Origin of the sequence: Noviherbaspirillum sp. Root189 (assembly GCF_001428545.1) — a bacterium.
Lineage (GTDB): Bacteria > Pseudomonadota > Gammaproteobacteria > Burkholderiales > Burkholderiaceae_D > Noviherbaspirillum.
On sequence record NZ_LMHZ01000013.1, the window covers coordinates 91,014 to 113,506 of the forward strand.

25 protein-coding genes are annotated in these 22,493 nt (G+C 57.0%); 19 read left to right on the top strand and 6 right to left on the bottom strand.

Annotated elements, in window-relative coordinates; all coding sequences use genetic code 11:
- Positions 1–81: 81 nt before the first annotated feature.
- The 4 genes from ASE07_RS09955 to ASE07_RS09970 all read left to right on the top strand — a co-directional run bounded on the left by ASE07_RS09955 (position 82) and on the right by ASE07_RS09970 (position 4,492).
- Positions 82–1,116 (top strand): aminoglycoside phosphotransferase family protein, encoded by a 1,035-nt coding sequence (locus ASE07_RS09955; protein ID WP_057290666.1) that lies wholly within the window; start codon positions 82–84, stop codon positions 1,114–1,116.
- Positions 1,117–1,227: 111 nt separating this feature from the next.
- Positions 1,228–1,923, top strand: coding sequence for an N-acetylmuramate alpha-1-phosphate uridylyltransferase MurU (gene murU, locus ASE07_RS09960; RefSeq protein WP_057290667.1), 696 nt, complete (start codon positions 1,228–1,230; stop codon positions 1,921–1,923).
- A 50-nt stretch (positions 1,924–1,973) separates the two neighbouring features.
- A complete protein-coding gene (pepP, locus tag ASE07_RS09965; protein WP_057290668.1) occupies positions 1,974–3,305 on the top strand; it encodes a Xaa-Pro aminopeptidase in 1,332 nt (443 codons plus the stop codon).
- Positions 3,306–3,331: 26 nt separating this feature from the next.
- Positions 3,332–4,492, top strand: coding sequence for a UbiH/UbiF/VisC/COQ6 family ubiquinone biosynthesis hydroxylase (locus tag ASE07_RS09970; RefSeq protein WP_235548420.1), 1,161 nt, complete (start codon positions 3,332–3,334; stop codon positions 4,490–4,492).
- Positions 4,493–5,282: 790 nt separating this feature from the next.
- On the opposite strand, the gene pntB is transcribed toward ASE07_RS09970, so the two are convergent.
- Together pntB and ASE07_RS09980 are read right to left on the bottom strand one after the other, a co-directional pair.
- Entirely contained in the window at positions 5,283–6,707 is a 1,425-nt protein-coding gene (gene pntB, locus ASE07_RS09975; RefSeq protein WP_057290669.1) for a Re/Si-specific NAD(P)(+) transhydrogenase subunit beta, read from the bottom strand.
- 11 nt (positions 6,708–6,718) lie between these two features.
- The gene (locus tag ASE07_RS09980; RefSeq protein ID WP_057290670.1) at positions 6,719–8,305 is read right to left on the bottom strand and encodes a Re/Si-specific NAD(P)(+) transhydrogenase subunit alpha; all 1,587 of its coding nucleotides are present in this window, start codon (positions 8,303–8,305) and stop codon (positions 6,719–6,721) included.
- A 417-nt stretch (positions 8,306–8,722) separates the two neighbouring features.
- Here ASE07_RS09980 and ASE07_RS09985 point away from each other — a divergent pair, with 417 nt between their 5' ends.
- Together ASE07_RS09985 and mnmA are read left to right on the top strand one after the other, a co-directional pair.
- Positions 8,723–9,208 carry an NUDIX hydrolase gene (locus ASE07_RS09985; protein WP_057290671.1) on the top strand — a complete coding sequence of 162 codons (486 nt, stop codon included), beginning with the start codon at positions 8,723–8,725 and terminating at the stop codon, positions 9,206–9,208.
- Positions 9,201–10,304, top strand: a complete 1,104-nt coding sequence (gene mnmA, locus ASE07_RS09990) for a tRNA 2-thiouridine(34) synthase MnmA (protein ID WP_057290672.1) — start codon at positions 9,201–9,203, stop codon at positions 10,302–10,304. Before ASE07_RS09985 ends, mnmA begins: the two co-directional genes overlap by 8 nt.
- 31 nt (positions 10,305–10,335) lie before the next feature.
- On the opposite strand, the gene ASE07_RS09995 is transcribed toward mnmA, so the two are convergent.
- Complete coding sequence (locus ASE07_RS09995) at positions 10,336–10,713, bottom strand: GFA family protein (protein ID WP_057290673.1); 378 nt, start codon at positions 10,711–10,713, stop codon at positions 10,336–10,338.
- A gap of 153 nt (positions 10,714–10,866) precedes the next feature.
- Here ASE07_RS09995 and hemP point away from each other — a divergent pair, with 153 nt between their 5' ends.
- From hemP to bfr, 7 genes are all read left to right on the top strand, one after another.
- A complete protein-coding gene (hemP, locus tag ASE07_RS10000) occupies positions 10,867–11,058 on the top strand; it encodes a hemin uptake protein HemP (RefSeq protein ID WP_057290674.1) in 192 nt (63 codons plus the stop codon).
- A gap of 134 nt (positions 11,059–11,192) precedes the next feature.
- A complete protein-coding gene (locus tag ASE07_RS10005) occupies positions 11,193–11,510 on the top strand; it encodes a hypothetical protein (RefSeq protein ID WP_057290675.1) in 318 nt (105 codons plus the stop codon).
- 44 nt (positions 11,511–11,554) lie between these two features.
- Positions 11,555–11,770 (top strand): (2Fe-2S)-binding protein, encoded by a 216-nt coding sequence (locus tag ASE07_RS10010; protein WP_057290676.1) that lies wholly within the window; start codon positions 11,555–11,557, stop codon positions 11,768–11,770.
- A 364-nt stretch (positions 11,771–12,134) separates the two neighbouring features.
- Positions 12,135–12,566: a DUF4902 domain-containing protein gene (locus ASE07_RS10015; RefSeq protein WP_156396520.1), complete on the top strand. Its 432-nt coding sequence runs from the start codon at positions 12,135–12,137 to the stop codon at positions 12,564–12,566.
- Positions 12,567–12,649: 83 nt separating this feature from the next.
- Positions 12,650–13,330, top strand: coding sequence for an acyl-homoserine-lactone synthase (locus ASE07_RS10020; protein ID WP_082584060.1), 681 nt, complete (start codon positions 12,650–12,652; stop codon positions 13,328–13,330).
- A gap of 125 nt (positions 13,331–13,455) precedes the next feature.
- Positions 13,456–14,169, top strand: coding sequence for an autoinducer binding domain-containing protein (locus tag ASE07_RS10025; protein WP_057290678.1), 714 nt, complete (start codon positions 13,456–13,458; stop codon positions 14,167–14,169).
- A gap of 294 nt (positions 14,170–14,463) precedes the next feature.
- The gene (bfr, locus tag ASE07_RS10030; RefSeq protein ID WP_057290679.1) at positions 14,464–14,934 is read left to right on the top strand and encodes a bacterioferritin; all 471 of its coding nucleotides are present in this window, start codon (positions 14,464–14,466) and stop codon (positions 14,932–14,934) included.
- Between the two features lie 332 nt (positions 14,935–15,266).
- On the opposite strand, the gene ASE07_RS10035 is transcribed toward bfr, so the two are convergent.
- Complete coding sequence (locus ASE07_RS10035) at positions 15,267–15,875, bottom strand: glutathione S-transferase C-terminal domain-containing protein (protein ID WP_057290680.1); 609 nt, start codon at positions 15,873–15,875, stop codon at positions 15,267–15,269.
- Between the two features lie 198 nt (positions 15,876–16,073).
- On the opposite strand from ASE07_RS10035, the gene purB reads away from it, so the two are divergent.
- The 6 genes from purB to ASE07_RS10065 all read left to right on the top strand — a co-directional run bounded on the left by purB (position 16,074) and on the right by ASE07_RS10065 (position 20,484).
- Entirely contained in the window at positions 16,074–17,441 is a 1,368-nt protein-coding gene (gene purB / locus ASE07_RS10040; protein ID WP_057290785.1) for an adenylosuccinate lyase, read from the top strand.
- A 258-nt stretch (positions 17,442–17,699) separates the two neighbouring features.
- Positions 17,700–18,224, top strand: a complete 525-nt coding sequence (locus tag ASE07_RS10045; protein ID WP_057290681.1) for a cytochrome b — start codon at positions 17,700–17,702, stop codon at positions 18,222–18,224.
- A gap of 28 nt (positions 18,225–18,252) precedes the next feature.
- Positions 18,253–18,813, top strand: a complete 561-nt coding sequence (locus ASE07_RS10050; RefSeq protein WP_442946062.1) for a YceI family protein — start codon at positions 18,253–18,255, stop codon at positions 18,811–18,813.
- Positions 18,814–18,843: 30 nt separating this feature from the next.
- The gene (locus tag ASE07_RS10055) at positions 18,844–19,428 is read left to right on the top strand and encodes a YceI family protein (protein WP_057290683.1); all 585 of its coding nucleotides are present in this window, start codon (positions 18,844–18,846) and stop codon (positions 19,426–19,428) included.
- 77 nt (positions 19,429–19,505) lie between these two features.
- Complete coding sequence (locus ASE07_RS10060; RefSeq protein WP_057290684.1) at positions 19,506–19,973, top strand: MarR family winged helix-turn-helix transcriptional regulator; 468 nt, start codon at positions 19,506–19,508, stop codon at positions 19,971–19,973.
- A 58-nt stretch (positions 19,974–20,031) separates the two neighbouring features.
- Entirely contained in the window at positions 20,032–20,484 is a 453-nt protein-coding gene (locus ASE07_RS10065) for a c-type cytochrome (protein ID WP_057290685.1), read from the top strand.
- A gap of 34 nt (positions 20,485–20,518) precedes the next feature.
- Here ASE07_RS10065 and ASE07_RS10070 read toward each other — a convergent pair whose 3' ends face one another.
- Positions 20,519–21,196, bottom strand: a complete 678-nt coding sequence (locus tag ASE07_RS10070; RefSeq protein WP_057290686.1) for a cytochrome b/b6 domain-containing protein — start codon at positions 21,194–21,196, stop codon at positions 20,519–20,521.
- A 332-nt stretch (positions 21,197–21,528) separates the two neighbouring features.
- Entirely contained in the window at positions 21,529–22,473 is a 945-nt protein-coding gene (secF, locus tag ASE07_RS10075; protein WP_057290687.1) for a protein translocase subunit SecF, read from the bottom strand.
- Positions 22,474–22,493: the final 20 nt, after the last annotated feature.

Below are 22,493 nucleotides of genomic sequence, written 5' to 3' on the forward strand. Positions count from 1 at the left end.
AGGGGGGAGGGGTTCTGGCAACAGACTCTTCCTACCCTACCCTATCCCTAAACGGATTGTCTCCACTTCCCAGGTTGTTTCATGTCTGTAAATAACGCATCCGATACCCGTCTTAACGAAGCAAAACAATGGCTCGCAACACTGCCTGAAATCAAGATCCACACCGAATCGATCCGTCCGGCGTCCTCGGATGCCAGCTTTCGCCGGTATTTCCGGGTTGATGCCGCTGATGGCACCGGTAACAACACCTATATCGTCATGGACGCGCCTCCGCCGCAGGAAGATGTACGTCCATTCATCCACGTTGCTGAACTTTTTGGCAAGTCCGGCGCGTCGGTGCCCCATATCCTGGCTCAGGATGTGGAACGCGGCTACCTGCTGCTAAGCGACCTTGGTTCGACCACTTACCTGAATCAGCTTAACCACGACACCGCCCACAAGCTTTACCTGGACGCAATCGATTCGCTGATCCTGATCCAGGCGCAGAGCCAGCCCGGCGTGTTGCCGGAATATGACCGCGCCCTGCTGCAGCGCGAACTGATGCTGTTTCCCGACTGGTATGTCGGCAAGCACCTTGGCGTCACCATGACGGAAAAGCAAACCGAGACCCTGAACAAGGTGTTCGACGTCCTGCTGGCCAACAACCTCGCCCAGCCCCAGGTGTTCGTGCACCGGGATTACCATTCACGCAACCTGATGGTGACGGCCAAGGGCAATCCGGGCATCCTCGATTTCCAGGACGCGGTCTACGGCCCGATTACCTATGACCTCGTATCGCTGCTGCGCGACGCCTACATCCAGTGGGACGAGGAAATGGTGCTGGACTGGACCATCCGCTACTGGGAACGCGCCCGCCGGGCCGGGTTGCCGGTCAACCCGGACATCGATGCGTTTTACCGCGACTTTGAGTTCATGGGCTTGCAGCGTCACCTGAAGGTGCTGGGTATTTTTGCGCGCCTGTATCACCGTGACGGCAAGGATGCCTATCTCAAGGACCTGCCGCTTGTGATGGAATACACGCGCAAGGCGGCCGGCCGCTACATCCAACTGGCCCCGCTGATCCGTCTGCTGGACGAGCTGGAAGAAAAAGGCCCATCCGTAGGCTTTACGTTTTAAGGCATACAATTTACTGCGTCAGGGTAGGTGCACCATGTCCATGTGTAGCGCAATCTGGCTGTGCAGGGCTTGCCCGCCCGCCGTAGTCCATGCATTTCAGAAAGCCATTTAATGAAAGCGATGATTTTCGCCGCCGGTCGCGGTGAGCGGATGCGTCCCCTCACCGACACCTGCCCCAAGCCACTGCTGACCGTCCGGGGCAGGCCGCTGATCGTCTGGCACATCCTGAACCTGGTCCGTGCCGACATCAAGGATATCGTGATCAACCATGCGCATCTCGGCCACATGATTGAAGAGGCACTGGGGGACGGGTCCAAATTCGGCGCACGCATCAGTTACTCGTCCGAAGGCAAGGCGCTGGAAACGGCGGGCGGTGTGGCGAAAGCCCGCCATCTGCTGGGTGAGGAACCATTTGTCGCGGTCGCGGCCGATATCTATTGCCCGCACTTCGATTTCGAACAGGTGAAAGAAGCCTTGCAGGACAACGATATGTGGGGCAACCCGCATCCGGCCGACAAGCGCGACGTTGCATGGCTTTACCTGGTGAAGAACCCGGCGCACAACCTCAAGGGGGATTTTGCGCTGAACAGTTTTTCTATCGCCAATGAAGGCGATCCGCGCTATACCTTCTCCGGCATTGGCGTCTATCGCACCGAGATTTTCGATTCGGTTGAGCCCGGACAATCGGCGCCGATCGCTCCCATCCTGCGCGAGTATGCGTCGCGCGGACAGGTGGGCGGCGAAGTGTATCGCGGCGACTGGACCGATGTCGGCACCCCGGAACGGCTTGCTCAGTTGAATGTTTGAGTTGAATGGCTGGATTAAACGCCCAAAGAACGCCTAAAGGAAAACCGCAGATGAAATCATACGCAGCACGACGCGCAGCACTGATGGCCCAGATGCAGGCAAAAGGCGGCGGCATCGCCATCATTCCCACCGCACCGGAAGTCATGCGCAACCGCGATGCCGACTATCCATACCGGCACGACAGTTATTTCTACTATCTGTCCGGCTTTACCGAGCCGGAAGCGGTCATCGTGCTGGTGGCCGGCAAGACCAACCAGGCCATCCTGTTCTGCCGCGAAAAGAATCTGGAACGCGAAATCTGGGATGGCTACCGCTATGGTCCGGAAGCGGCGCGCGAAAGCTTTGGCTTCGACGTCGCCCATCCCGTCGCCGCGCTCGATACCGAGATGCCCAGGCTGATGGCGGATGCGCCGGCGCTGTTTTACGCGCTCGGCAGCGACAGCAAGCTCGACGCTCAGGTGCAGAACTGGCTGCAGGCGGTTCGCATGCAGTCGCGTGCCGGTGTGGCGGCGCCATCGGTCGTCCATGACGTGCATGTGCTGCTGAATGAAATGCGCCTGATCAAGGATGCCGATGAAATCGCCATCATGAAGCGCGCGGCCGCCATCTCGGCCGAAGCACATCGCCGCGCGATGCAGATTTCACGCCCCGGCTTGCGTGAATACCATCTGGAAGCGGAGCTGCTGCATGAATTCCGCCGCAATGGTTCGCAATATCCCGCCTACGGCTCCATCGTCGCCACTGGCGCCAACGCCTGCGTACTGCACTACCGCGCCAGCGACGCCGAAATCCACGATGGCGACCTGGTCCTGATCGACGCCGGCTGCGAGCTCGACAGCTATGCCTCCGATATCACCCGCACCTTCCCCGCGAACGGCAAATTTACCGGCCCGCAACAGGAGTTATACGAGATTGTGCTGGCGTCGCAGGCCGCTGCCGTTGCAGAGACGCGTCCCGGCAAGCGCTTCATGGATGGTCATGACGCTGCGGTGAAAGTACTCGCCCAAGGCATGCTCGACACCGGACTGCTCGACAAGAACAAGGTCGGCTCGCTGGACGACGTCATCGAAAAAGGCGCGTTCCGCCAGTTCTACATGCACCGTACCGGCCACTGGCTCGGCATGGATGTGCATGACGTGGGCGAATACCGCGAAATCGGCGCGACCGGCTCGGAAAAACCATGGCGCCAGCTGCAGTCGGGCATGGTGCTGACCATCGAGCCGGGCATCTATGTGCGTCCGGAAGCCGGTGTGCCGGAAAAGTACTGGAATATCGGCATCCGTATCGAAGACGATGCCGTGGTGACGGAGAACGGCTGTGAACTGATCACGCAGGATGCGCCGAAAACAGTTGCCGAGATCGAATCGGTCATGAAACGCTAATGTATCAACCGACGTACCAATCAACGATGGCAACGGTTACAACGATGGCAGGAACACCGTACGACATCGCCATTTGCGGCGCCGGGCCGGTGGGCCTGACGCTGGCATTGCTGCTCGTCAAACGCGGCATGCCGGCGAGCCGCATTGCGCTGATCGATGCAAAACTGCCCGAACAGTCCGCACAGGATCCGCGTTCGATTGCCCTGTCTTATGGCAGCCGGCAGATCCTGGAAGATGTCGGCTGCTGGCCGATTGACGCAGACGAGATCCACGAAATCCATGTATCGCGGCGCGGCCATTTCGGGCGTACGCTGATTGACCGCAATGAATACCGGTTGCCGGCGCTGGGCTATGTGGCGCGTTACGGGTCTGTGGTTTCAGCACTGAATTCGGTCGCGGCGCATGTGGGCATCACCATGCTGCGCCCGATGCATGTCAGCTCGTCGTCCGAGCGCCATGACCATGTGGAGCTCCAGTTTGCCGAAGGCCATTCGGTGACCGCGCAAATCATGGTGCAGGCTGAAGGCGGTGTGTTTTCGGATCAGGCTGCCAAGGCCCTACGGCGCGACTATGAACAGACGGCAATCATTGCGCATGTCGCCACGAGTGCGGCCTTGAAGCATCGTGCCTTCGAGCGTTTCACCGACCAGGGTCCGCTAGCCTTGCTGCCGCAAGATGGTGGCTATGCGATGGTGTGGTGTGTACGACCGGATACTGCTTCCCGACTTTACGGGTTATCCGATGCGGCGTTTCTTGCGGAACTTGGCACTGCCTTTGGCGGGCGCGTGGGACGGTTCACGGGAATCAGTCAGCGGGTGACTTATCCGTTGGGATTGAATGCCAATCCTGCGGCGTCGGCCAGGACGGTAGCGATTGGTAATGCGGCGCAGACCTTGCATCCGGTTGCCGGGCAGGGATTGAATCTCGGTTTGCGGGATGCGGTTGTGCTGGCGCGGTTGCTGGCGAGTGAATTGACGGCTTCGGCGTTGCAGCGGTTTGCTGAAGAGCGGCAGGTTGATCGCGGAGTGACGATACGGTTGACGGATGCGTTGGCGCGGGTGTTTGCGAGTGCGCCGGATGGGGCGTTGTCGCAGGCTTTGCTGGGGTTGGCGCTGGGGGTGGTGGATGCTGTGGGGCCGGCTAAGCGGGTGTTGGCGGAGCAGATGATGTTTGGGCGGCGGGCTTAGTTGTAGGTGGTTTGTAGTTGGTTTTTTCTTCTCTTCGGTGAATCGGTGCTGTTTTTTCTTCGTGGATGCTAGCCGGGACTGGCCCCGGCGGGCCACTTACCTTCTTTGCTTCGCCAAAGAAGGTAAGCCAAGAAAGGCGACCCCGCTTCGCCGCCCTTCGGGTTCCCAAAAGAGCAGNGCCGGGACTGGCCCCGGCGGGCCACTTACCTTCTTTGCTTCGCCAAAGAAGGTAAGCCAAGAAAGGCGACCCCGCTTCGCCGCCCTTCGGGTTCCCAAAAGAGCAGCGCCGCAAGCGGGAAGCGCAGAACTCGCCTGCGGCTCAGACAGCTGCTCTTCTTTTTCCGCTTGCAGCGCTGCTCTTTTGGCGTCTGCACAGGGGCATTTCAACCCATCCCCACCCTGACCCTCCCCTTGAAGGGGAGGGAACGTTCTTGATGTTGGAAAGTGGTGAAGATGGATTCCTGTTCGAGGAACGCACTGTCCGAAGGATGTGCCGTCCGCAGAGAGCATCGACTTCAGCAATCAGCAATCAGCAAGGCGATGCGCAGCGAGCGAGCCGAGGTTCCCTCCCCTTCAAGGGGAGGGCTAGGGTGGGGATGGGTTTAAAAAATCCCCTGTGCAGACGCCAAAAGAGCACGGGCCAAAACGGATAAAGAAGCGAAACCTGTCTGAGCCGCAGGCGAGTTTGTTTCGCTTCCCGTTTTGGCCCGCGCTCTTTTGGGTACCCGAAGGGCGGCGGCACCGATTCACCGAAGTGAAGTGAAGTGAAGTGAAGAAAAAAACCAATACATCAAGCCGACTTCAAAGACACCAACACCTCATCCAGCATCTTCTTCGCATCCCCAAACAACATCCGATTGTTTTCCTTATAGAACAGCGGATTATCCACCCCCGCATATCCCGAAGCCATACTCCGCTTCATCACAATCGACGTTTTCCCTTTCCAGACTTCCAGCACAGGCATGCCAGCGATCGGGCTGGTCGGATCCTCCATCGCCGCAGGATTGACGATGTCATTGGCGCCAATTACCATCGCCACATCGGTACCCGGGAAATCCTCATTGATCTCATCCATCTCCATGACGATGTCATAAGGCACCTTCGCTTCCGCCAGCAGCACGTTCATGTGCCCAGGCATACGGCCCGCCACCGGATGGATGCCGAAGCGCACATTCACCCCCTTCTCACGCAACACCTTGGTGATTTCAAATACGGTGTGCTGTGCTTGCGCAACCGCCATGCCGTAGCCCGGCACAATGATCACACTTTTCGCGTCACGCAGCAGTTCAGCCGTTTCCCCGGCAGTCACCGCAGTGACTTCGCCCTCAGGTTGGGCCGCCGCGCCAGCAACGGCTTTCGGTTTCCCGCTGTCGCTGCCAAAGCCGCCGGCAATCACGCTAAAGAAGTTGCGGTTCATCGCGCGGCACATGATGTACGACAGGATCGCACCGCTCGAACCGACCAGCGCGCCGGTCACGATCAGCAAGTCATTCGACAACATGAAACCGGTCGCCGCCGCCGCCCAGCCGGAATAGCTGTTGAGCATCGACACCACCACCGGCATGTCGGCGCCACCGATGGCCATCACCATGTGGATACCGAACAACAAAGCGATCACGGTCATGATGATCAGCGGGGTCATGCCGGCGGAAATCGATTCCGCGCGCAGGAACTGCACGCCAAACCAGATCACGATCAGCAGGCCGATCAGATTCAGCAGGTGACGGCCCGGAAGCAGCAGGGGCTTGCCACCGATGCGGCCGGACAGTTTGCCGAAAGCGATGATGGAACCGGAAAAGGTCACCGCGCCGATCAGCACACCGATATAGATTTCGGCTTCGTGGATCGCTTTTTCCGCCCCGGAGAAGTTCGCCGATGCCGCCGGATCGATAAAGCTTGCATAGCCGACCAGCGTTGCAGCCAGGCCGACCAGGCTGTGCATCAATGCGACCAGTTCCGGCATCTGGGTCATTTGCACCGTACGCGCCGCGTACAGGCCGATGGCGCCGCCGACCACCATGGCGCCGACGATCCACGGAATGCCGATTGCTGTGACATGCGGGCCAAAGATGGTGGCCAGCACCGCCAGCGCCATGCCGATGATGCCGTACAGGTTGCCACGCCGGGAAGTTTCCGGATTCGACAAACCACCCAGGCTCAGGATGAACAGGATGGCTGCACCAAGGTAGGCGACTGTTGTGAGACTTTCAGACATTGATCGCTCCCTTATTTGCGGAACATCGCCAGCATGCGGCGCGTGACGGCGAAGCCGCCGAACATATTGATGGTGGTAAGCACGATGCCGATCACGGCCAGCCAGCGGATCCAGTCACCCGGACGCTCGGCACCCGCGGCCAATGGCGGCGCAATCTGCACCAGTGCGCCGATGGCGATGATGCTGGAGATGGCATTGGTTACGCTCATCAGCGGTGTATGCAATGCCGGCGTTACGTTCCACACCACCATGTAGCCAACGAAGCAGGCCAGTACGAATACCGTCAGGTGACCGAGGAAAGCCGCGGGTGCGTAGGCGCCGATCAGCCAGAACAGGACGGCCGCTACACCGAAGATGATCGCGATGCGGCTGCCCGACGCCGGCGCACCGCCAGCGCCGTGGCCATGGCCCTTGGGCGCCGGCGCGATGGCCGGCTTGGCTGCCGGCGTTGCCGGAGCGGCCGAAAGTTTTGGCGGTGGCGGCGGCCAGGTGATATTGCCTTCCTTGATGACGGTGGTGCCGCGAATCACCTCGTCGTCCATGTTGACGTTGATGGTGCCGTCCTTGTTCTTGCACAGTTCTTCCGTCAGGCGCAGCAGGTTGGTCGCGTACAGCGTGCTTGCCTGCTTGGAGAGCCGGCTCGGCAGGTCGGCATAACCGATAATGGTCACGCCGTGCCTGACGACGACCTGGCCCGGTTCGGTCAGCTCGCAGTTGCCGCCCTGCTCGGACGCGAGGTCGACAATGACGCTGCCCGGTTTCATGGACTGCACCATCTCGGCGGTGATCAGCTTGGGAGCCGGTTTGCCGGGAATCAGCGCGGTCGTGATGATGATGTCGACTTCCTTTGCCTGTTTGGCAAAGGTGTCGCGCTGGGCTTTCTGGAAGCCTTCGCTCATGACCTTGGCGTAACCGCCGACACCGGAGCCTTCCTCGGTGTAGTCGACCCCGACGAATTCGCCGCCCATGGATTTAACCTGGTCGGCCACTTCGGGACGGGTATCGTTGGCGCGCACGATCGCGCCTAGTCCGGATGCCGCGCCAATCGCAGCAAGTCCGGCGACACCGGCACCGATCACGAACACCTTGGCGGGCGGCACTTTGCCTGCAGCCGTAATCTGGCCGGTAAAGAAACGGCCAAAATGATGGGCGGCCTCGATCACTGCACGGTAACCGGCGATATTGGCCATCGAGCTCAGGGCATCCATCTTCTGCGCGCGCGACATGCGCGGCACGCTGTCCATGGCCAGCACGGTGACTTGTTTTGCGGCCAGCTGCTGCATCAGTTCGGGGTTCTGCGCGGGCCAGAGGAAGCTGATCAGGGTGGTGCCCGGACGGATCAGGCCGACTTCTTCGGGGCTTGGCCCACGTACCTTGAACACAATGTCCGAAGTCGACCACAGCTGCGCTGCGTTATCGACAATCTGCGCCCCGGCGGCGCGATACGTGTCGTCGCTAAAGTTAGCCGCGTCTCCTGCCCCGGACTCGACAGTGACAGAAAAACCCAGCTTGATGAGCTTTTCCACAACGTCCGGTACGGTGGCAACGCGCTTTTCGCCGGGAAAAACCTCCCGGGGTACTCCAATGATCAGAGCCATACGCTTCCCTTATTGATATGAATTGTGATGTGTCCACCGCAGGGTGAGCATCCACCTTACGGTCGCAGTTTCAAGCCTAATATTACAAATGATTAATTTTTACGCTGATCTTACATGGATTTCAAAAATTAGCACAACCGTTCTTTTTTATATTTTTGTCGAAATTTGCTTCTAAATCGAGCGGTCTTGGGTAGCAAAGCGCGATTTCCACGCTCCGCCATGTTGAAAAAATTGAATGTACCAGCTTTTCTGGTGAAGTTGAGCAACGGACAAGTAGTGTTGCGGAAAATCAAGATGCCTTTTCGCCCGCGATGGAATATTCCAAGCCTCAACTTTTACCAAGGCCATCGACCTTCCCTAGGAAGACGGCGCAATGAATGCTTGCAGGGTAAAATGTCGCCCTCTTCAAGGAATACCATGTCTGACGTCTGGAAACCCTCTGTTACTGTTGCTGCTGTCATCGAGCGCGATGGACGCTTCTTACTGGTGGAAGAAGAAACCAGCGATGGAATCCGCTTTAACCAGCCGGCCGGTCACCTCGACCCCAATGAATCGCTGATTCAGGCTGTCTCGCGCGAAACGATGGAAGAAACCGCGCATGAATTCACACCGACAGCACTGATCGGCATGTACATGTCGCGTTATGTCTCTTCACGCACCAACCAGCAGGTTACCTATCTGCGTTTCGCGTTTTGCGGCGAAGTGGGCCGGGACCTTCAGCTCCCGCTCGACACCGGCATCCTGCGCACCGTCTGGATGACCCACGAAGAGTTGCTGGCCTGCGAAAGCAAGCACCGCAGCCCGCTGGTCATGCGCTGTATCGACGATTACCTGGCAGGCCAGCGGTCACCGTTGTCGACGATCTACACCCATCCCAGTGTGATTGGAGAGTTCCGTGGCTAAGAAGCGGGTTGTCATAGGCATGTCGGGCGGCGTCGATTCGTCGGTTTCGGCCTGGCTGCTGAAGGAACAGGGCTACGAAGTCATCGGCCTGTTCATGAAAAACTGGGAAGACGACGACGATTCGGAATACTGCTCGACACGCGAAGACTGGATCGATGCCGCCAGCGTCGCCGATGTGGTCGGGGTCGACATCGAAGCGGTGAATTTTGCCGCCGAATACAAGGACCGGGTGTTTGCCGAGTTCCTGCGCGAATACCAGGCTGGCCGCACACCCAACCCCGACGTGCTGTGCAATGCCGAAATCAAATTCAAGGCCTTCCTTGACCACGCGATGAAACTGGGCGCGGACCTGATCGCCACCGGCCATTACGCACGTGTGCGGCAGGGCGAAAACGGACGTTTCGAACTGCTCAAGGCACTCGATGCGAGCAAGGACCAGAGCTATTTCCTGCACCGGCTCAACCAGGCGCAGCTATCGAAAACCCTGTTCCCGCTGGGTGAAATTCCGAAGACGGAAGTCCGCAAGATCGCCGAACGCATCGGCCTGCCGAATGCAAGGAAAAAGGATTCCACCGGCATTTGCTTTATCGGTGAACGTCCTTTCCGCGAGTTTCTGAACCGCTATCTGTCGTACAAACCGGGACCGATGATGACACCGGATGGCACAGTCGTCGGCGAGCATGTCGGGCTGAGTTTCTACACGCTCGGCCAGCGCAAGGGGATCGGCCTTGGCGGCATCAAGTCCTACCAGAATGCGGAAGGCAGCAGCGACGCCTGGTATGTTGCACGCAAGGATGTGGAAAACAACACCTTGTATGTCGTGCAAGGACATGATCACCCCTGGCTGTTATCCGGTGCACTAAAGTCAGCCCAGGCAAGCTGGATCGCCGGCGAACCGCCAACGGCGGGGCAACTTGCGGCGAAGACGCGTTACCGTCAGGCCGACGTGCCGTGCGTTCTCGCCGTCGATGATGCCGAGCGATTCTCACTGTCGTTCGACTCTCCGCAATGGGCTGTCACACCGGGGCAATCAGCAGTACTGTACGACGGTGAAGTCTGCCTGGGTGGCGGCATCATTAATTCGGCCAGTAGCTGACAGCTGACGCCGGATATATTTTCCGGCACGCTCACCCATCATCGCTGGGCAAATCATTCCACGGTGCTTTCGTATCGACATAGATATGTTTCCGCACCGGAGTGCGGTACGGCGTGTCGAGCGTGCCCAGCGCGACCGACAGCACTTCGCTTTTATTATCGGTCATCCACTGCAGCGTCGATCCACAAACGCTGCAAAACGTGCGCTGTACCATCGGGGAAGACGTATAGGACGCTACGTATTCCGCTCCTTCCGTAAACCTGAATGCGCTTCTCGCCGTGTTCGCATACGATCCGAACGCGGCACCATGCGCCTTCTGACACATTGTGCAGTGGCAATGGCTGGCATCATCCAGTTCGCCATAAATTGCGTATTTCACCTTGCCGCACAGGCAACTTCCTGCGTACATCGTCCTTCCTCCAAGTTAAATGTTTCATGGCGTCAAGTTCTCCTCTGTTCTTCTTGATAATTCTCGCTCGAGTTACACAAAACCGCTTGCCAAGCCTGTTAAGTTGGACAATAATCTAAATAAGAATTGTTCGCATTTACAAAAGGACACGTAATGGACCGACTTACTGAGCAGAAGACAGGCACGACCTCGTTGACCGGTGCGACTACGGATTCCGATGCACGCATAGTGCGAATTAAAAGTGAAGACCTGTTGCAGCAGCAGCGTGAACTGGAGATAGATCACCACGGCCGGATTTACCGGCTGCGCCTGACTCAGTTGAACAAACTGATTCTGACGGCCTGATACGCCGCCAGCCACGCAGTTATTGCATTACCGACTCGTCTTCAAACAGTAAGCCCATGATTTGCCAGCCAGCCGAAGCCTCAGTTCGTGCGATAGCCAGCTACCAACGCCTCTCATTGCGAAAGGAAACTGCCATGGCTATCGACACGTTCGATCCGGCTTTTTTTGAACCGACGCACCTCCCGGCCCAACCTGAATTGCTGGTTTCGGCCGTGCTTCATCTGATGTCGCATTACACGGCAAACAGCCAGGAAAGCAGGGCCTGCACCAAGCTGGCATCGGTCATTGAGCGGCACCTCAAAGCACTGGCCGAACTGCCGGATCTTGCGCCGGTGCTGCGTGCCACCTGCCAGCAGTTGTCGGAGCAATGGGCCATGGTGGTGGAGCGGGCGATGACGCCGTCCCGACAAGGTCGTCTGCTCCGACTGGTTGCCGGAAATCGTTTCAACTAACTTGAGCGCAGTTTCAGATCAAAGATAACAGCAAGGGTGCATGAATGATTGTATGTGTTTGCCACAACGTCTCTGAACGCAAAATCCGCCAGGCCGTCGATGAAGGCCTCACTACGATGCCGCAATTGCGCGAAAAACTGGCGGTCGGTACCTGCTGCGGCAAATGTCATTCCTGCGCAAAGACCGTGCTGCGTGAAGCGCTGGAAGAACGTGAAATGGAAGGGCAACCCATCATGTTTCAGGCAGCGATCGCCGCATAATCAGCCTGACACACGTCGTTTCGGGAGTGGGCCATAGCACCGCGTCCCCTCCCCTCACGCGGGATCGAAGAACAACTGTCTTCCTCCGATCCTGGCTTTCCGACGATTCCGGAATACAGGTGATGTGGTCACTGCATGTCTTGCATTCCGCGCATTCCGTCCTTCCACTTGTCGGCCCCGCTACAGCCCCACTACCATCCGCTTGATGCTTGGTGCACACCGCTTATCCCACCTCTTTATGACTGTCCGACACTGCCCGGCGGCTTGTCAAAACTGACAGTCGTCAACTGCGGCAACCTTACCTACAATTTGCATCATTCTGAACTACCCCTGTCGACGTTTGCCAGTATGAGCGTGCTTCGCCGTGGACATCTACTTATCCCATCGCCCCGTTGAGCATCGGCTGCCACGCATGTCGCCCGATGGTTATGTTCGACTGCCATTGCGCAGCCTCGCTTCAGTGCCATTCGTACATCTGTTTTCCCATACCGACACAGATTTCCTGGAAGATCTCAGGGATAGCTCCATTGCTGTCAGCACGGCGGGTTTCTCCGAATGGAAAAGCGAAACACGACCGGATATCTCCCTTGGGTGGGGATGGTTTATCCAGTCGCAATCCGGACAAGTATTGCTCGCACCGGACGGGGTGCGCAGCAACCTGATGCTGATCGACACAACCGGTTACGACCTGGGACCGCTCAGGACTTCCAGTCTGCTGCACACCTGGCTCCAGGGGTTCGAGTGGCAAGGTGCGGTGAAAAGCGCATTGGATAAGGATAGCGCCGGTTCATTCTAGAGGTTGCCTGTCAACTTTAACAGTTTCCAAAGAATGGGCCGCAGCGATTTAATGCACTCGGGCAACCACAAAAGGGACCGAACATGCACACAATCTTTGGCAGATTTAATCTATCTTTTCCGGATATCGAAACTGCTCTCGCCCAGTACCGGCATAAGATCTTCATTGAGCGACTCGGTTGGCCGCTGCCGGTGGAAAATGGCCTGGAACGCGACCAGTTCGATCATCAAAACACCTTTTACGTGATCACCCGCGAACCGGACGGCGCCATCTGCGGTTGCGCCCGCCTCCTTCCAACGACAGAACCTTATCTCCTGAGCGAAGTGTTTCCCCATCTGCTGGCGGACATGCCGGCACCCCATGCGCACGATGTTTGGGAACTGTCGCGCTTTTCCGCTGCACCAATCGACGCCGCCTCGGCAGTCGATCTTGCGTTGAATACCCGTACTTTGCTTGCTGCCGCCGTGAGAAGCGCGATGGAACTGGGGGCCAGACGCCTGATCACGGTATCGCCCCTCGGCATCGAACGCCTGTTGCATCGTATGGGCGTGCATGCACACCGGGCCGGCCCACCGGCGCTGGCGGACGGCAAACCCATCTTTGCATGCTGGATCGAGATAGACGATATGACCTGCATCGCCCTTGGCATCGAGCAGGAGCTTCAACACGATAATCCGCAGCACATCAATAACCTGCGGTACGCCACGTACCCCCAGTCGCCGCTTGAGCGCACCATCCATGCAGCCCCCGCTGCTACCGCATGACCTCGGCGCATCGATAGGCGACCTCTCCTGCGCTGAATGCTGAGCATGCCACCAAATCAAGGTTAAAGTTGCTATTGCCATACTTGTCATCTATGCAATAATGCCCGTTCGCGGGAGGTATAAGCATGGAATGGTGGCGGGAAGATCTGTTGGGCGCATTGCTGGAGCGTGAATCGGAACACCAGCTGTTCGATCGGGCGGCCGGCATGGCGGCCGCAATTGGTTTCGAATATTGCGCATACGGCATCCAGATACCCGTGCCGATATCGCGCCCGAGTGTCACGATGTTCAGCAATTACTCCCGCCAGTGGCAGAGCTGCTATCACGAGCGCAACTACCTGCACGTGGACCCGACCGTACGACACGCTTTGCAATCCACCTTGCCGGTAGTGTGGTCCAATAGCCTGTTCGCCAATGCACAGGAAATGTGGGAGGATGCGCGCGAGCATGGTTTGAAATTCGGATGGGCGCAATCCTCACGCGATGCTCGTGGGAGCGTAGGCCTGCTGACACTCGCCCGCAGCACCGAACAGCTGTCAGAATGCGAACTTCATGCGAACCAGCCAAGAATGGTCTGGCTGACTCAGTGTATCCATGCCGCCATGTCAGAACGTCTGACCCCGAGGCTCGCTCCCGAGACGCAGGTTGGTATTACGGCCCGGGAAAAAGAAGTCCTGCGCTGGACTGCCGAAGGGAAAACCGCATCTGAAATCGCGCAGATCCTGGTCGTGTCCGAACGTACGATTAACTTCCACATCAGCAACATCGTCACCAAGCTTGGCGCCTCCAACAAAACCCAAGCCGCCGTCAAAGCCACCGCGCTCGGCCTGCTTTACTAGGGTACGCAGTTGATTAAGGGCAATTAAGAGCGGGCCAAAAATTTCCGTCAATATACATCGCACACTACCGCCGCTCACTTGGCGGCACAATTCCAGGCGGAAATCAAACCACGGCTTTAACGCAATGACTTCGACTTGAGCGTGCATGGCAACTGGATGCAGTTTCCCTGTGAATGGAAAAAGCATCATGGTTGATGGAAAAAACGACATGGTGCGCTATCATGGATGCCTGACAACCGGACGAACTGGCATCGACAGGTTCGCCGCCCCTAAGACATGACTGCAGAGGACTCCATGAAAGGCGACCCGAATATCATCAGGCTGCTCAACGCACAGCTGACCAACGAACTGACTGCAGTAAACCAATACTTTCTACATGCGCGAATGTATCGGCACTGGGGCTTCGGCAAGATCGCCAAGAAGGAATACGAAGAATCAATCGGCGAAATGAAGCATGCCGATAACCTGATCAATCGTATCCTGATGCTGGACGGACTACCCAACCTGCAGGCGCTGCACAAGCTGATGATCGGTGAGTCAACGCCGGAAATGCTGGAATGCGACCTGAAGCTGGAACAGGCGTCACAGCAAACCGTCAAGGATGGCATCAAGGCATGCGAAGCTACGGCAGACTTCGTGTCACGAGAAATCCTGCGTGATATCCTCGAAGACACCGAAGAGCACATCGAATGGATCGAAACCCAGCTTGACCTGATCAACACGATAGGTCTGCAAAATTATCTGCAATCCCAGATGGACGAATAACGCAGTCATGGCGGGCAAGACGCTCGTTCCATGGCAGCAAAAGCAAAGGGCAATCGATACACTCGATTGCCCTTTGTTGCTTATGCGTTGTCTATCTGCTCACCGGTCTAATACCAATCCCAAGCTATAACGTGACAAATGAGATCGATGGATTTTTTTGACTGGCAAGGCGCAGGAGGAGTCAATAGCGAGCTATTGAAGACGAGTGCAACGCAGGCAGACGGAAAAAGACGCGATCTCATGGTGCGTGACGGGTTGGGGTTGGTATAAAAAGCAGCAAGTGCGGGTCACGCACACTGGCGACAGCAGAACGCTTGCTTGACACACATCCTTTATTGCGGAATCGTATCCTTGAACGAAGGCCGCTCCGACAACTTGTCGAACAGCTTGGCAAGGTTGGGATAATCGCCGCGCCAATCGATTTCCGGAAAGCGGAAAGAAATCCAGCCCAGTGCGCATCCGACCGCAACATCGGCCAGCGTATAGTGATTGCCGCAGCAAAATGGTGTGTCCTTGAGGCCGGAGGACATCGCTTTCAGCCCCGCATGGACCTTGTCCATCTGGCGCTGTATCCATTCCGCGCTTTGCTGTGCTTCCGGACGCAAAGTGCGCTCGAGGCGCACCAGCACCGCGGCATCGGCAACGCCATCGGCCAGGGCTTCCCAGCACTTGACTTCGGCACGTTCGCGACCGTTCGGCGGAAGCAACTTGCACACCGGCGTCAGCGTATCCAGGTATTCGACAATGACGCGTGAGTCGAACATCGCGCCGCCATCTTCCATGACCAGGCAGGGAACTTTGCCAAGCGGGTTGGATTGCAGAATCCTGGTATCGGGCGCCCAGACATTCTCGATGACGAATTCATAGTCGAGCTTTTTTTCCGCCATCACGACGCGGACTTTTCTGACGTAGGGGCTGGCGAAGGAACCGATGAGTTTCATAGATGAGTATGGTATGAAGTGGCGTCGATTATAACATTGAGGAAGCTCACTATTCCTGCCCGGCCCGCATCCAAACCGAAGCGGCGCCAAGGCTTTTCGCGTTGGCCACAATGGTAAAATGCGGGATTGCACTTCATTGGCGCATCGGTTTTCCTGCTTTTGCGCACATTTTTACTCACTTCTCCCGCTTTTCACATCATGTCGCTTTCCGCCCTCTCCGCTCTCTCTCCGTTGGATGGCCGCTACGCCGCCAAGACCGACAAGCTGCGCCCGCTCCTGTCCGAAGCCGGATTCATGCACCATCGCGTGAAGGTGGAGATTGCATGGCTGCAGGCGTTGTCGACCGCCGGATTTGCCGAAATCACACCGTTTTCAGCCGCCGCCAGTGGCCTGCTTGACAAACTTGCCAATGAATTCAGCGAAGGCGATGCCGAGCGCATCAAGGCCATCGAAGCGGTGACCAACCATGACGTGAAGGCCGTCGAATACTGGCTCAAGGAAAAGGTAAAGGATGTGCCGGAACTGGTGGCCGCATCCGAATTCATCCATTTCGCCTGCACTTCCGAAGACATCAACAACACCTCGCACGGCATGATGCTCAAGGCGGCGCGCAACGATGTGTTGCTGCCGTCACTGCAGGCCGTCATCGCAAAGCTAACCGAGATTGCGCATGACAATGCCGCACTGCCGATGCTGTCGCGCACCCATGGCCAACCGGCCAGCCCGACAACGCTGGGCAAGGAAATCGCGAACGTCGTTGCCCGCCTCAAGCGTGCGGAGCAGCGCATCGCCGGCGTGGAGCTGCTCGGCAAAATGAATGGCGCGGTCGGCAACTACAACGCGCACCTGTCGGCCTATCCGGAATTCGACTGGGAGACCTTCTCAAAGAACGTGATCGAGCAGCGTCTCGGCCTGACTTACAATCCCTACACGATCCAGATCGAGCCGCATGACTACATGGCCGAACTGTTTGATGCCATTGCGCGTGCCAATACCATCCTGCTCGACCTCAACCGCGACATCTGGGGCTACATCTCGCTGGGTTACTTCAAGCAGCGCACCAAGGCCGGGGAAATCGGATCATCGACCATGCCGCACAAGGTCAACCCGATCGACTTTGAAAACTCCGAAGGCAACCTCGGCCTCGCCAATGCGGTGCTCAAGCATCTGTCCGAAAAGCTGCCGGTGTCGCGCTGGCAGCGTGACCTGACCGATTCCACCGTACTGCGCAATATCGGCGTCGCCTTCGGTTATGCCATCCTCGCCTACGACAGCTGCCTGCGCGGCCTCAACAAGCTGGAAGTCAATCCCGGGCGCCTGGCCGAAGACCTCGACGCCACCTGGGAAGTGCTGGCAGAGCCGGTGCAGACCGTGATGCGTCGTTATGGCATTGAAAACCCGTATGAGCAGTTGAAGGAACTGACACGCGGCAAAGGTATTTCGAAGGATGCACTGCGTGAGTTCATCAACGGACTCGCCATTCCACAGCAGGCCAGGGACCAGTTGCTGGCGATGACGCCAGCCAATTACATTGGTGTGGCGGAAAAGCTGGCAAAGGCGATTTAAGCGTTTTTCTACCGGTTTAGATAGTCCTATCTCGCCTTGGCCCTTCCCTTTAAAGGGGGAGGGAACCGGTTGACTCTCCCCTCGACCGTTTCGGTCACTCCTCTTTTCATCCTTGGCAAGCGGCATCATTAGCCGCTTGCCAAGTGCTTTCCTATCGCGTCGAAGTGCCAAGTTGCACATCACCCCAAGCGCGTCATACCCTTCGTCAACTTTCATGCTACATTAGTTCTAATACGAACTAATTATTAAATGGAAATCATGTCGCGGTATACCCTGCCGGCGATCATCCTGCACTGGTTGATCGCCCTGCTTATCATTGCGGCTTTTGCGCTCGGCATCACCATGGTGGATATTCCCGGGATTACGCCGACCAAGCTCAAGTACTTCTCCTGGCACAAATGGATAGGGATTACCGTTCTTGGCCTGGCCTGTCTGAGATTGCTCTGGCGCCTCGGCCATAAGGCACCCGCCTATTCGTCGGCCATGCCCGGTTGGCAGCAAAGCGCCGCGCATAGCTTGCATGGCTTGCTGTACCTGCTGATGTTTGCCATTCCGGTGTCAGGTTACTTTTACAGCCTGGCGGCAGGTGTGCCCGTCGTTTATCTCGGCGTGCTTCCGCTGCCGGCGCTGATCGACCCGAACCCGGAGTGGAAGGCGATCCTCAAGCAGGTGCACTACTGGCTCAACATGACACTGCTGGTCATGTTCGCGCTCCACGTTGTCGCCGCACTCAAACACCAATTCATTGACAGAGATGGCGTGCTCAAGCGCATGCTGCCCTGACCACTCGCTCGAAAGGATGACCCCCATGATGACTTCCGCATTGTTGCGCCGTACTGCGGCGGCGGCCGCGATTGCCTTCGCCCTGCCCGCGCTTGCGGCCGTGATGAAGACCGACCCTGCCAAAAGCAGCGTATCAGCGGTATTCAAGCAAATGAGCGTGCCCGTCGAGGCAAAGTTCAAGAAGTTCAACGCACAGATCGATTACGACAGCGCCAAGCCGGAAGCCGGCAAGGCCAGCGTCGATATCGACGTACCCAGCTTCGACCTGGGCGATCCGGAATACAACAAGGAAGTACAAAAGAAAGAATGGTTTAACGGCGCACAGTTTCCAAAGGCAAGCTTTGTGTCGAGCGCGCTTAAGCCGGCTGCCGGCGGCAAGCTGGATGTGTCCGGCAAGCTCACCATCAAAGGTAAGACCGCCGACGTCAGCTTTCCGATGACGGTAAAGAAGGAAGGTAATGCCCAGGTTTTCGAAGGCGCGCTGCCCATCAAGCGACTCGCCTTCAACATCGGCGAAGGCGAGTGGAAAGACACCAGCATGGTTGCCGATGAAGTCGTCATCAAGTTCCGTGTCGTCGCGACACAGTAAACACTCTCACTATCGAAACTAGGAGTATTCATGCAATTGAAGCATCTGAAGTACCTGAAGCACCTCGCCGCTGCCCTGCTCGCCATCAGCGCCGCATCGGCTTTCGCACAGACGTACACCATCGAACCGAACCACACCTATCCGAGTTTCGAAGCCGATCACATGGGCATTTCGCTATGGCGCGGCAAGTTCACCAAGACCAGCGGCACCGTGACGCTGGACCGTGCATCGAAATCGGGCTCGGTGGACATCAAGATCGATGCCGACTCGCTGGATTTTGGCCATGCCAAGATGAACGACCATGCAAAAGGCAAGGACATGTTCAATGTCGCGCAATATCCAACCATCACCTACAAGGGCAAGTCGATCAAGTTCAATGGCGACACCCCGGTAGCGGTCGAAGGCGACATGACCATGCTGGGTGTCACCAAGCCGGTGACACTGAACATCAACAAGTTCAAGTGCATTCCCCACCCGATGCTCAAGCGTGAAGTATGCGGCGCCGATGCGACCGCACAATTCAACCGTACCGATTTCGGCCTGAGCTACGGCACGCCGATGTTTTCACCGGAAGTCAAACTGGCAATCCAGGTCGAAGCGTTGAAGGCTGATTAAGCCAACAAGATGTTTTCCACGGAAAGCCGGTTGCATAAGCACCGGCTTTTTGTGTTTTTTAGTGAAGTGAATTCGCCATGATCAAAGAGCGTTATCTGCGCAGTATTCGCCTTCTGGCCGAGTGCTTCCACGCGTTCCAGCGGATATCGGATACCCATGTGCGCAAGCTTGGCTTGACGCCGGCCCAGTTCGATATCATTGCAACGCTGGGAAATACGCCAGGCATGTCATTCAAGGAACTAGGGGACAAGACGCTGATTACCAAGGGCACGCTAACCGGCATCGTTGATCGCCTGGAAGAAAAATCGCTGGTCATCCGCAGCGCGTCCATGGAAGACCGGCGCAGCATGATCGTGCGCCTGACTGATAAGGGCCAGGCGGAATTCGAGCGTCTTTTCGCTCCGCACATACAGTTTTGCAAACAGACATTTTTGGGCTACAGTGACGAAGACTTTGTCGCTCTCGATACGGAACTGACAAAGCTGAAACGACAGTTGGACTCAGCGCTCGCCGCGCCTGGTGTCGATTCCTGCAGCGGTACGTAACATACCTTGCCGACCGGCCGGCAATGACATCCTTACACAACCAACAAGAGGAGATTGTATGAAGTTTGCGTTAGCCAGCATCGCCCTGACCACCCTGATCGCCGTACCTTTCTCGGCGCAGGCGCAGTTTGCCAAACCTGAAGATGCAGTCAAATACCGCCAGTCCGCTTTCTCGCTGATGGGCACCCATACCGGTCGCGTCGGCGCCGTCGTCAAAGGCGAAAAGCCCTACGACAAGGCAGCGGTCGAAGCCGATGTCGCCGTGATTGAAATGATGTCCCGGCTCCCATGGACTGCCTTTCCTCAGGGTTCCGACCTGCCGAACTCGAAGGCCAAACCGGAAGTCTGGAAAGAGCAGGACAAATTCAAGGCTGCCGCGGAAAAGATGCAAGGCGAAGTCAGCAAGCTCTCCGCTGCCGCCAAGTCCGGTGACCTGAATGCGATCAAGACTGCCTTTGGTGGTGTTGGCCAATCGTGCAAGGCTTGCCACGACAACTATCGCAACAAGTAACAGTCTTCCTACATTGTGCGTGCAATGTGATCGCCTACAGGCTTTTCGCCGGCAGGTTCACGATATAAGAAACCACGAAGCCGCACAGCGCAAAGATCGCCAGTGCCAGCAGACGCATACCCCAACTATCGTTGGCTGGCTGCGCATCGAAGTCGACTTCCTGATCTCCGGTCAGCATGGGCTTGACCAAGTTTTGCTTTTTGCGGAAGTAATACACGGCAATCGCAATCACATGCATGGCGACCAGCAAGTAGATCAGGTTGGCGCTCACCTCCTTGTGGAACCAGGTGATCTGGTCCGACATATCCTTGCTGATGAACTTGACCAGCGGCCCTTCGCTGGCAATATCGTCATTGGCAAACAGTCCGCTTACCGCCTGTGCCAGCACCACACCGAGCAGTGCGAACACCGAGAGGCTGCCGAGCGGATTGTGGCCGAGATAATTAGCTTTGAGGGCAGCCTTGCCACCACGGATATAACCTGCGATGGTTGACGGACCATGCAGGAAGCTGGAAAAACGGGCATAGCGTGGCCCGATCAGGCCCCAGATAATACGGAAGCTGACCAGGGTCAGCACTGCGTAACCGATGCGAAAATGCCATTCCATTGCATTGCCGCCTATCTGCTGCGTCACAACGGCCATGACGATCAGGAGGGCAAGAGTCCAGTGAAACAGGCGGATCGGCAAATCCCATACTCGCACTTTCTTCATGTGATCTCCAAGTGAGGCTGGCAGCTTGCTTTAGTTTTTTCTGTTGCGCAAAAATAAGAGTGAGCGCCTTTAGTCTAACCGAAAAAAAAGCCGGCTCGAAAGCCGGCTTTTTTACTGTACTGACTGTACTTGGCGTACTAATACCAATCCCAACCCATAACGCACCATGAGATCGCGTCTTTTTCCGGGGGCGCCGAGCTGCCTGCCTGCGTTGCACTCGTCGTCAATAGCTCGCTATTGACTCCCCCTTGCGCCTTGTCAGTCAAAAAAATCCATCGATCTCATTTGTTACGTTACAGGTCGGGATTGGTATAAGTTTCTCGGCGCCCCGCTCACACCACGGCGCCGTCGGTCTCGTCTCGTTCCTTGACCGGCTTGATCAGGTCTTCACGCTTGACGCCAAGCCACATCGCTACCGCAGCGGCAACGAACACCGACGAGTAGATACCGAACAGAATGCCGATGGTCAGTGCAATCGCAAAATAATGCAGGGTTGCGCCACCGAACAGCAGCATCGACAACACCATCATCTCGGTCGAGCCGTGCGTGATGATGGTCCGCGAGATGGTGCTGGTGATTGCATGGTTCAGCACGTCTGCAGTTTCCATCTTGCCGTAACGACGATCGCGGAATGTCTCGCGCACCCGGTCAAACACCACCACTGATTCGTTCACCGAGTAACCTAGCACCGCGAGTACCGCAGCCAGCACGGTCAGCGAAAACTCCCATTGGAAAAACGCGAAGAAGCCGAGAATGATCACCACGTCGTGCAAGTTGGCGATGATGGCAGCGACCGCAAATTTCCATTCAAAACGGAAGGCCAGGTAGATCACGATGCCGATAATCACCATGCCCAGCGCGAGCAAGCCATCGTGCGTCAGCTCTTCACCGACCTGCGGGCCGACAAACTCAACACGATGCAACTGCACTGCCGGGTCTTGCGCCTTCAGCGTGGACATGACCTTTTCGCTTTGCTGCGCGGAACTGACGTCCTTGCGCGCCGGCAAGCGGATCATCACGTTCTGTGCAGTGCCGAAGCTTTGTACCTGCGTGTCGGTATAGCCGAGCCCTTCGATGGAAGTCCTGACTTTTTCCAGGTTGGCAGGCTTGTCATAGACTACTTCAATGACCGTGCCGCCGGTGAATTCGATCGACAGGTGCAGTCCCTTGTAAAACAGGAAAAATACTGCAGCGACAAAGGTAAGTGCCGAGATCACGTTGAAAATCAACGCGTGGCGCATAAAGGGAATATCCCTCTTAATTCGGAACAACTCCATGACTCTGTTTCCTTTCGCAG

Excerpts from the sequence above, each read along its gene's own strand:
- ASE07_RS10055 (WP_057290683.1), top strand. The coding sequence starts at position 18,844 with ATGCAATTGAAGCATCTGAAGTACCTGAAGCACCTCGCCGCTGCCCTG.
- ASE07_RS10025 (WP_057290678.1), top strand. The coding sequence starts at position 13,456 with ATGGAATGGTGGCGGGAAGATCTGTTGGGCGCATTGCTGGAGCGTGAA.
- ASE07_RS10020 (WP_082584060.1), top strand. The coding sequence starts at position 12,650 with ATGCACACAATCTTTGGCAGATTTAATCTATCTTTTCCGGATATCGAA.
- ASE07_RS09985 (WP_057290671.1), top strand. The coding sequence starts at position 8,723 with ATGTCTGACGTCTGGAAACCCTCTGTTACTGTTGCTGCTGTCATCGAG.
- ASE07_RS09955 (WP_057290666.1), top strand. The coding sequence starts at position 82 with ATGTCTGTAAATAACGCATCCGATACCCGTCTTAACGAAGCAAAACAA.
- ASE07_RS10010 (WP_057290676.1), top strand. The coding sequence starts at position 11,555 with ATGATTGTATGTGTTTGCCACAACGTCTCTGAACGCAAAATCCGCCAG.
- bfr (WP_057290679.1), top strand. The coding sequence starts at position 14,464 with ATGAAAGGCGACCCGAATATCATCAGGCTGCTCAACGCACAGCTGACC.
- ASE07_RS10045 (WP_057290681.1), top strand. The coding sequence starts at position 17,700 with ATGTCGCGGTATACCCTGCCGGCGATCATCCTGCACTGGTTGATCGCC.
- ASE07_RS10050 (WP_442946062.1), top strand. The coding sequence starts at position 18,253 with ATGACTTCCGCATTGTTGCGCCGTACTGCGGCGGCGGCCGCGATTGCC.
- ASE07_RS10065 (WP_057290685.1), top strand. The coding sequence starts at position 20,032 with ATGAAGTTTGCGTTAGCCAGCATCGCCCTGACCACCCTGATCGCCGTA.
- pntB (WP_057290669.1), bottom strand. The coding sequence starts at position 6,707 with ATGTCTGAAAGTCTCACAACAGTCGCCTACCTTGGTGCAGCCATCCTG.
- ASE07_RS10060 (WP_057290684.1), top strand. The coding sequence starts at position 19,506 with ATGATCAAAGAGCGTTATCTGCGCAGTATTCGCCTTCTGGCCGAGTGC.
- ASE07_RS09995 (WP_057290673.1), bottom strand. The coding sequence starts at position 10,713 with ATGTACGCAGGAAGTTGCCTGTGCGGCAAGGTGAAATACGCAATTTAT.
- ASE07_RS10035 (WP_057290680.1), bottom strand. The coding sequence starts at position 15,875 with ATGAAACTCATCGGTTCCTTCGCCAGCCCCTACGTCAGAAAAGTCCGC.
- ASE07_RS09970 (WP_235548420.1), top strand. The coding sequence starts at position 3,332 with ATGGCAACGGTTACAACGATGGCAGGAACACCGTACGACATCGCCATT.
- ASE07_RS10005 (WP_057290675.1), top strand. The coding sequence starts at position 11,193 with ATGGCTATCGACACGTTCGATCCGGCTTTTTTTGAACCGACGCACCTC.
- ASE07_RS10070 (WP_057290686.1), bottom strand. The coding sequence starts at position 21,196 with ATGAAGAAAGTGCGAGTATGGGATTTGCCGATCCGCCTGTTTCACTGG.
- ASE07_RS09980 (WP_057290670.1), bottom strand. The coding sequence starts at position 8,305 with ATGGCTCTGATCATTGGAGTACCCCGGGAGGTTTTTCCCGGCGAAAAG.
- purB (WP_057290785.1), top strand. The coding sequence starts at position 16,074 with ATGTCGCTTTCCGCCCTCTCCGCTCTCTCTCCGTTGGATGGCCGCTAC.
- murU (WP_057290667.1), top strand. The coding sequence starts at position 1,228 with ATGAAAGCGATGATTTTCGCCGCCGGTCGCGGTGAGCGGATGCGTCCC.
- secF (WP_057290687.1), bottom strand. The coding sequence starts at position 22,473 with ATGGAGTTGTTCCGAATTAAGAGGGATATTCCCTTTATGCGCCACGCG.
- pepP (WP_057290668.1), top strand. The coding sequence starts at position 1,974 with ATGAAATCATACGCAGCACGACGCGCAGCACTGATGGCCCAGATGCAG.
- hemP (WP_057290674.1), top strand. The coding sequence starts at position 10,867 with ATGGACCGACTTACTGAGCAGAAGACAGGCACGACCTCGTTGACCGGT.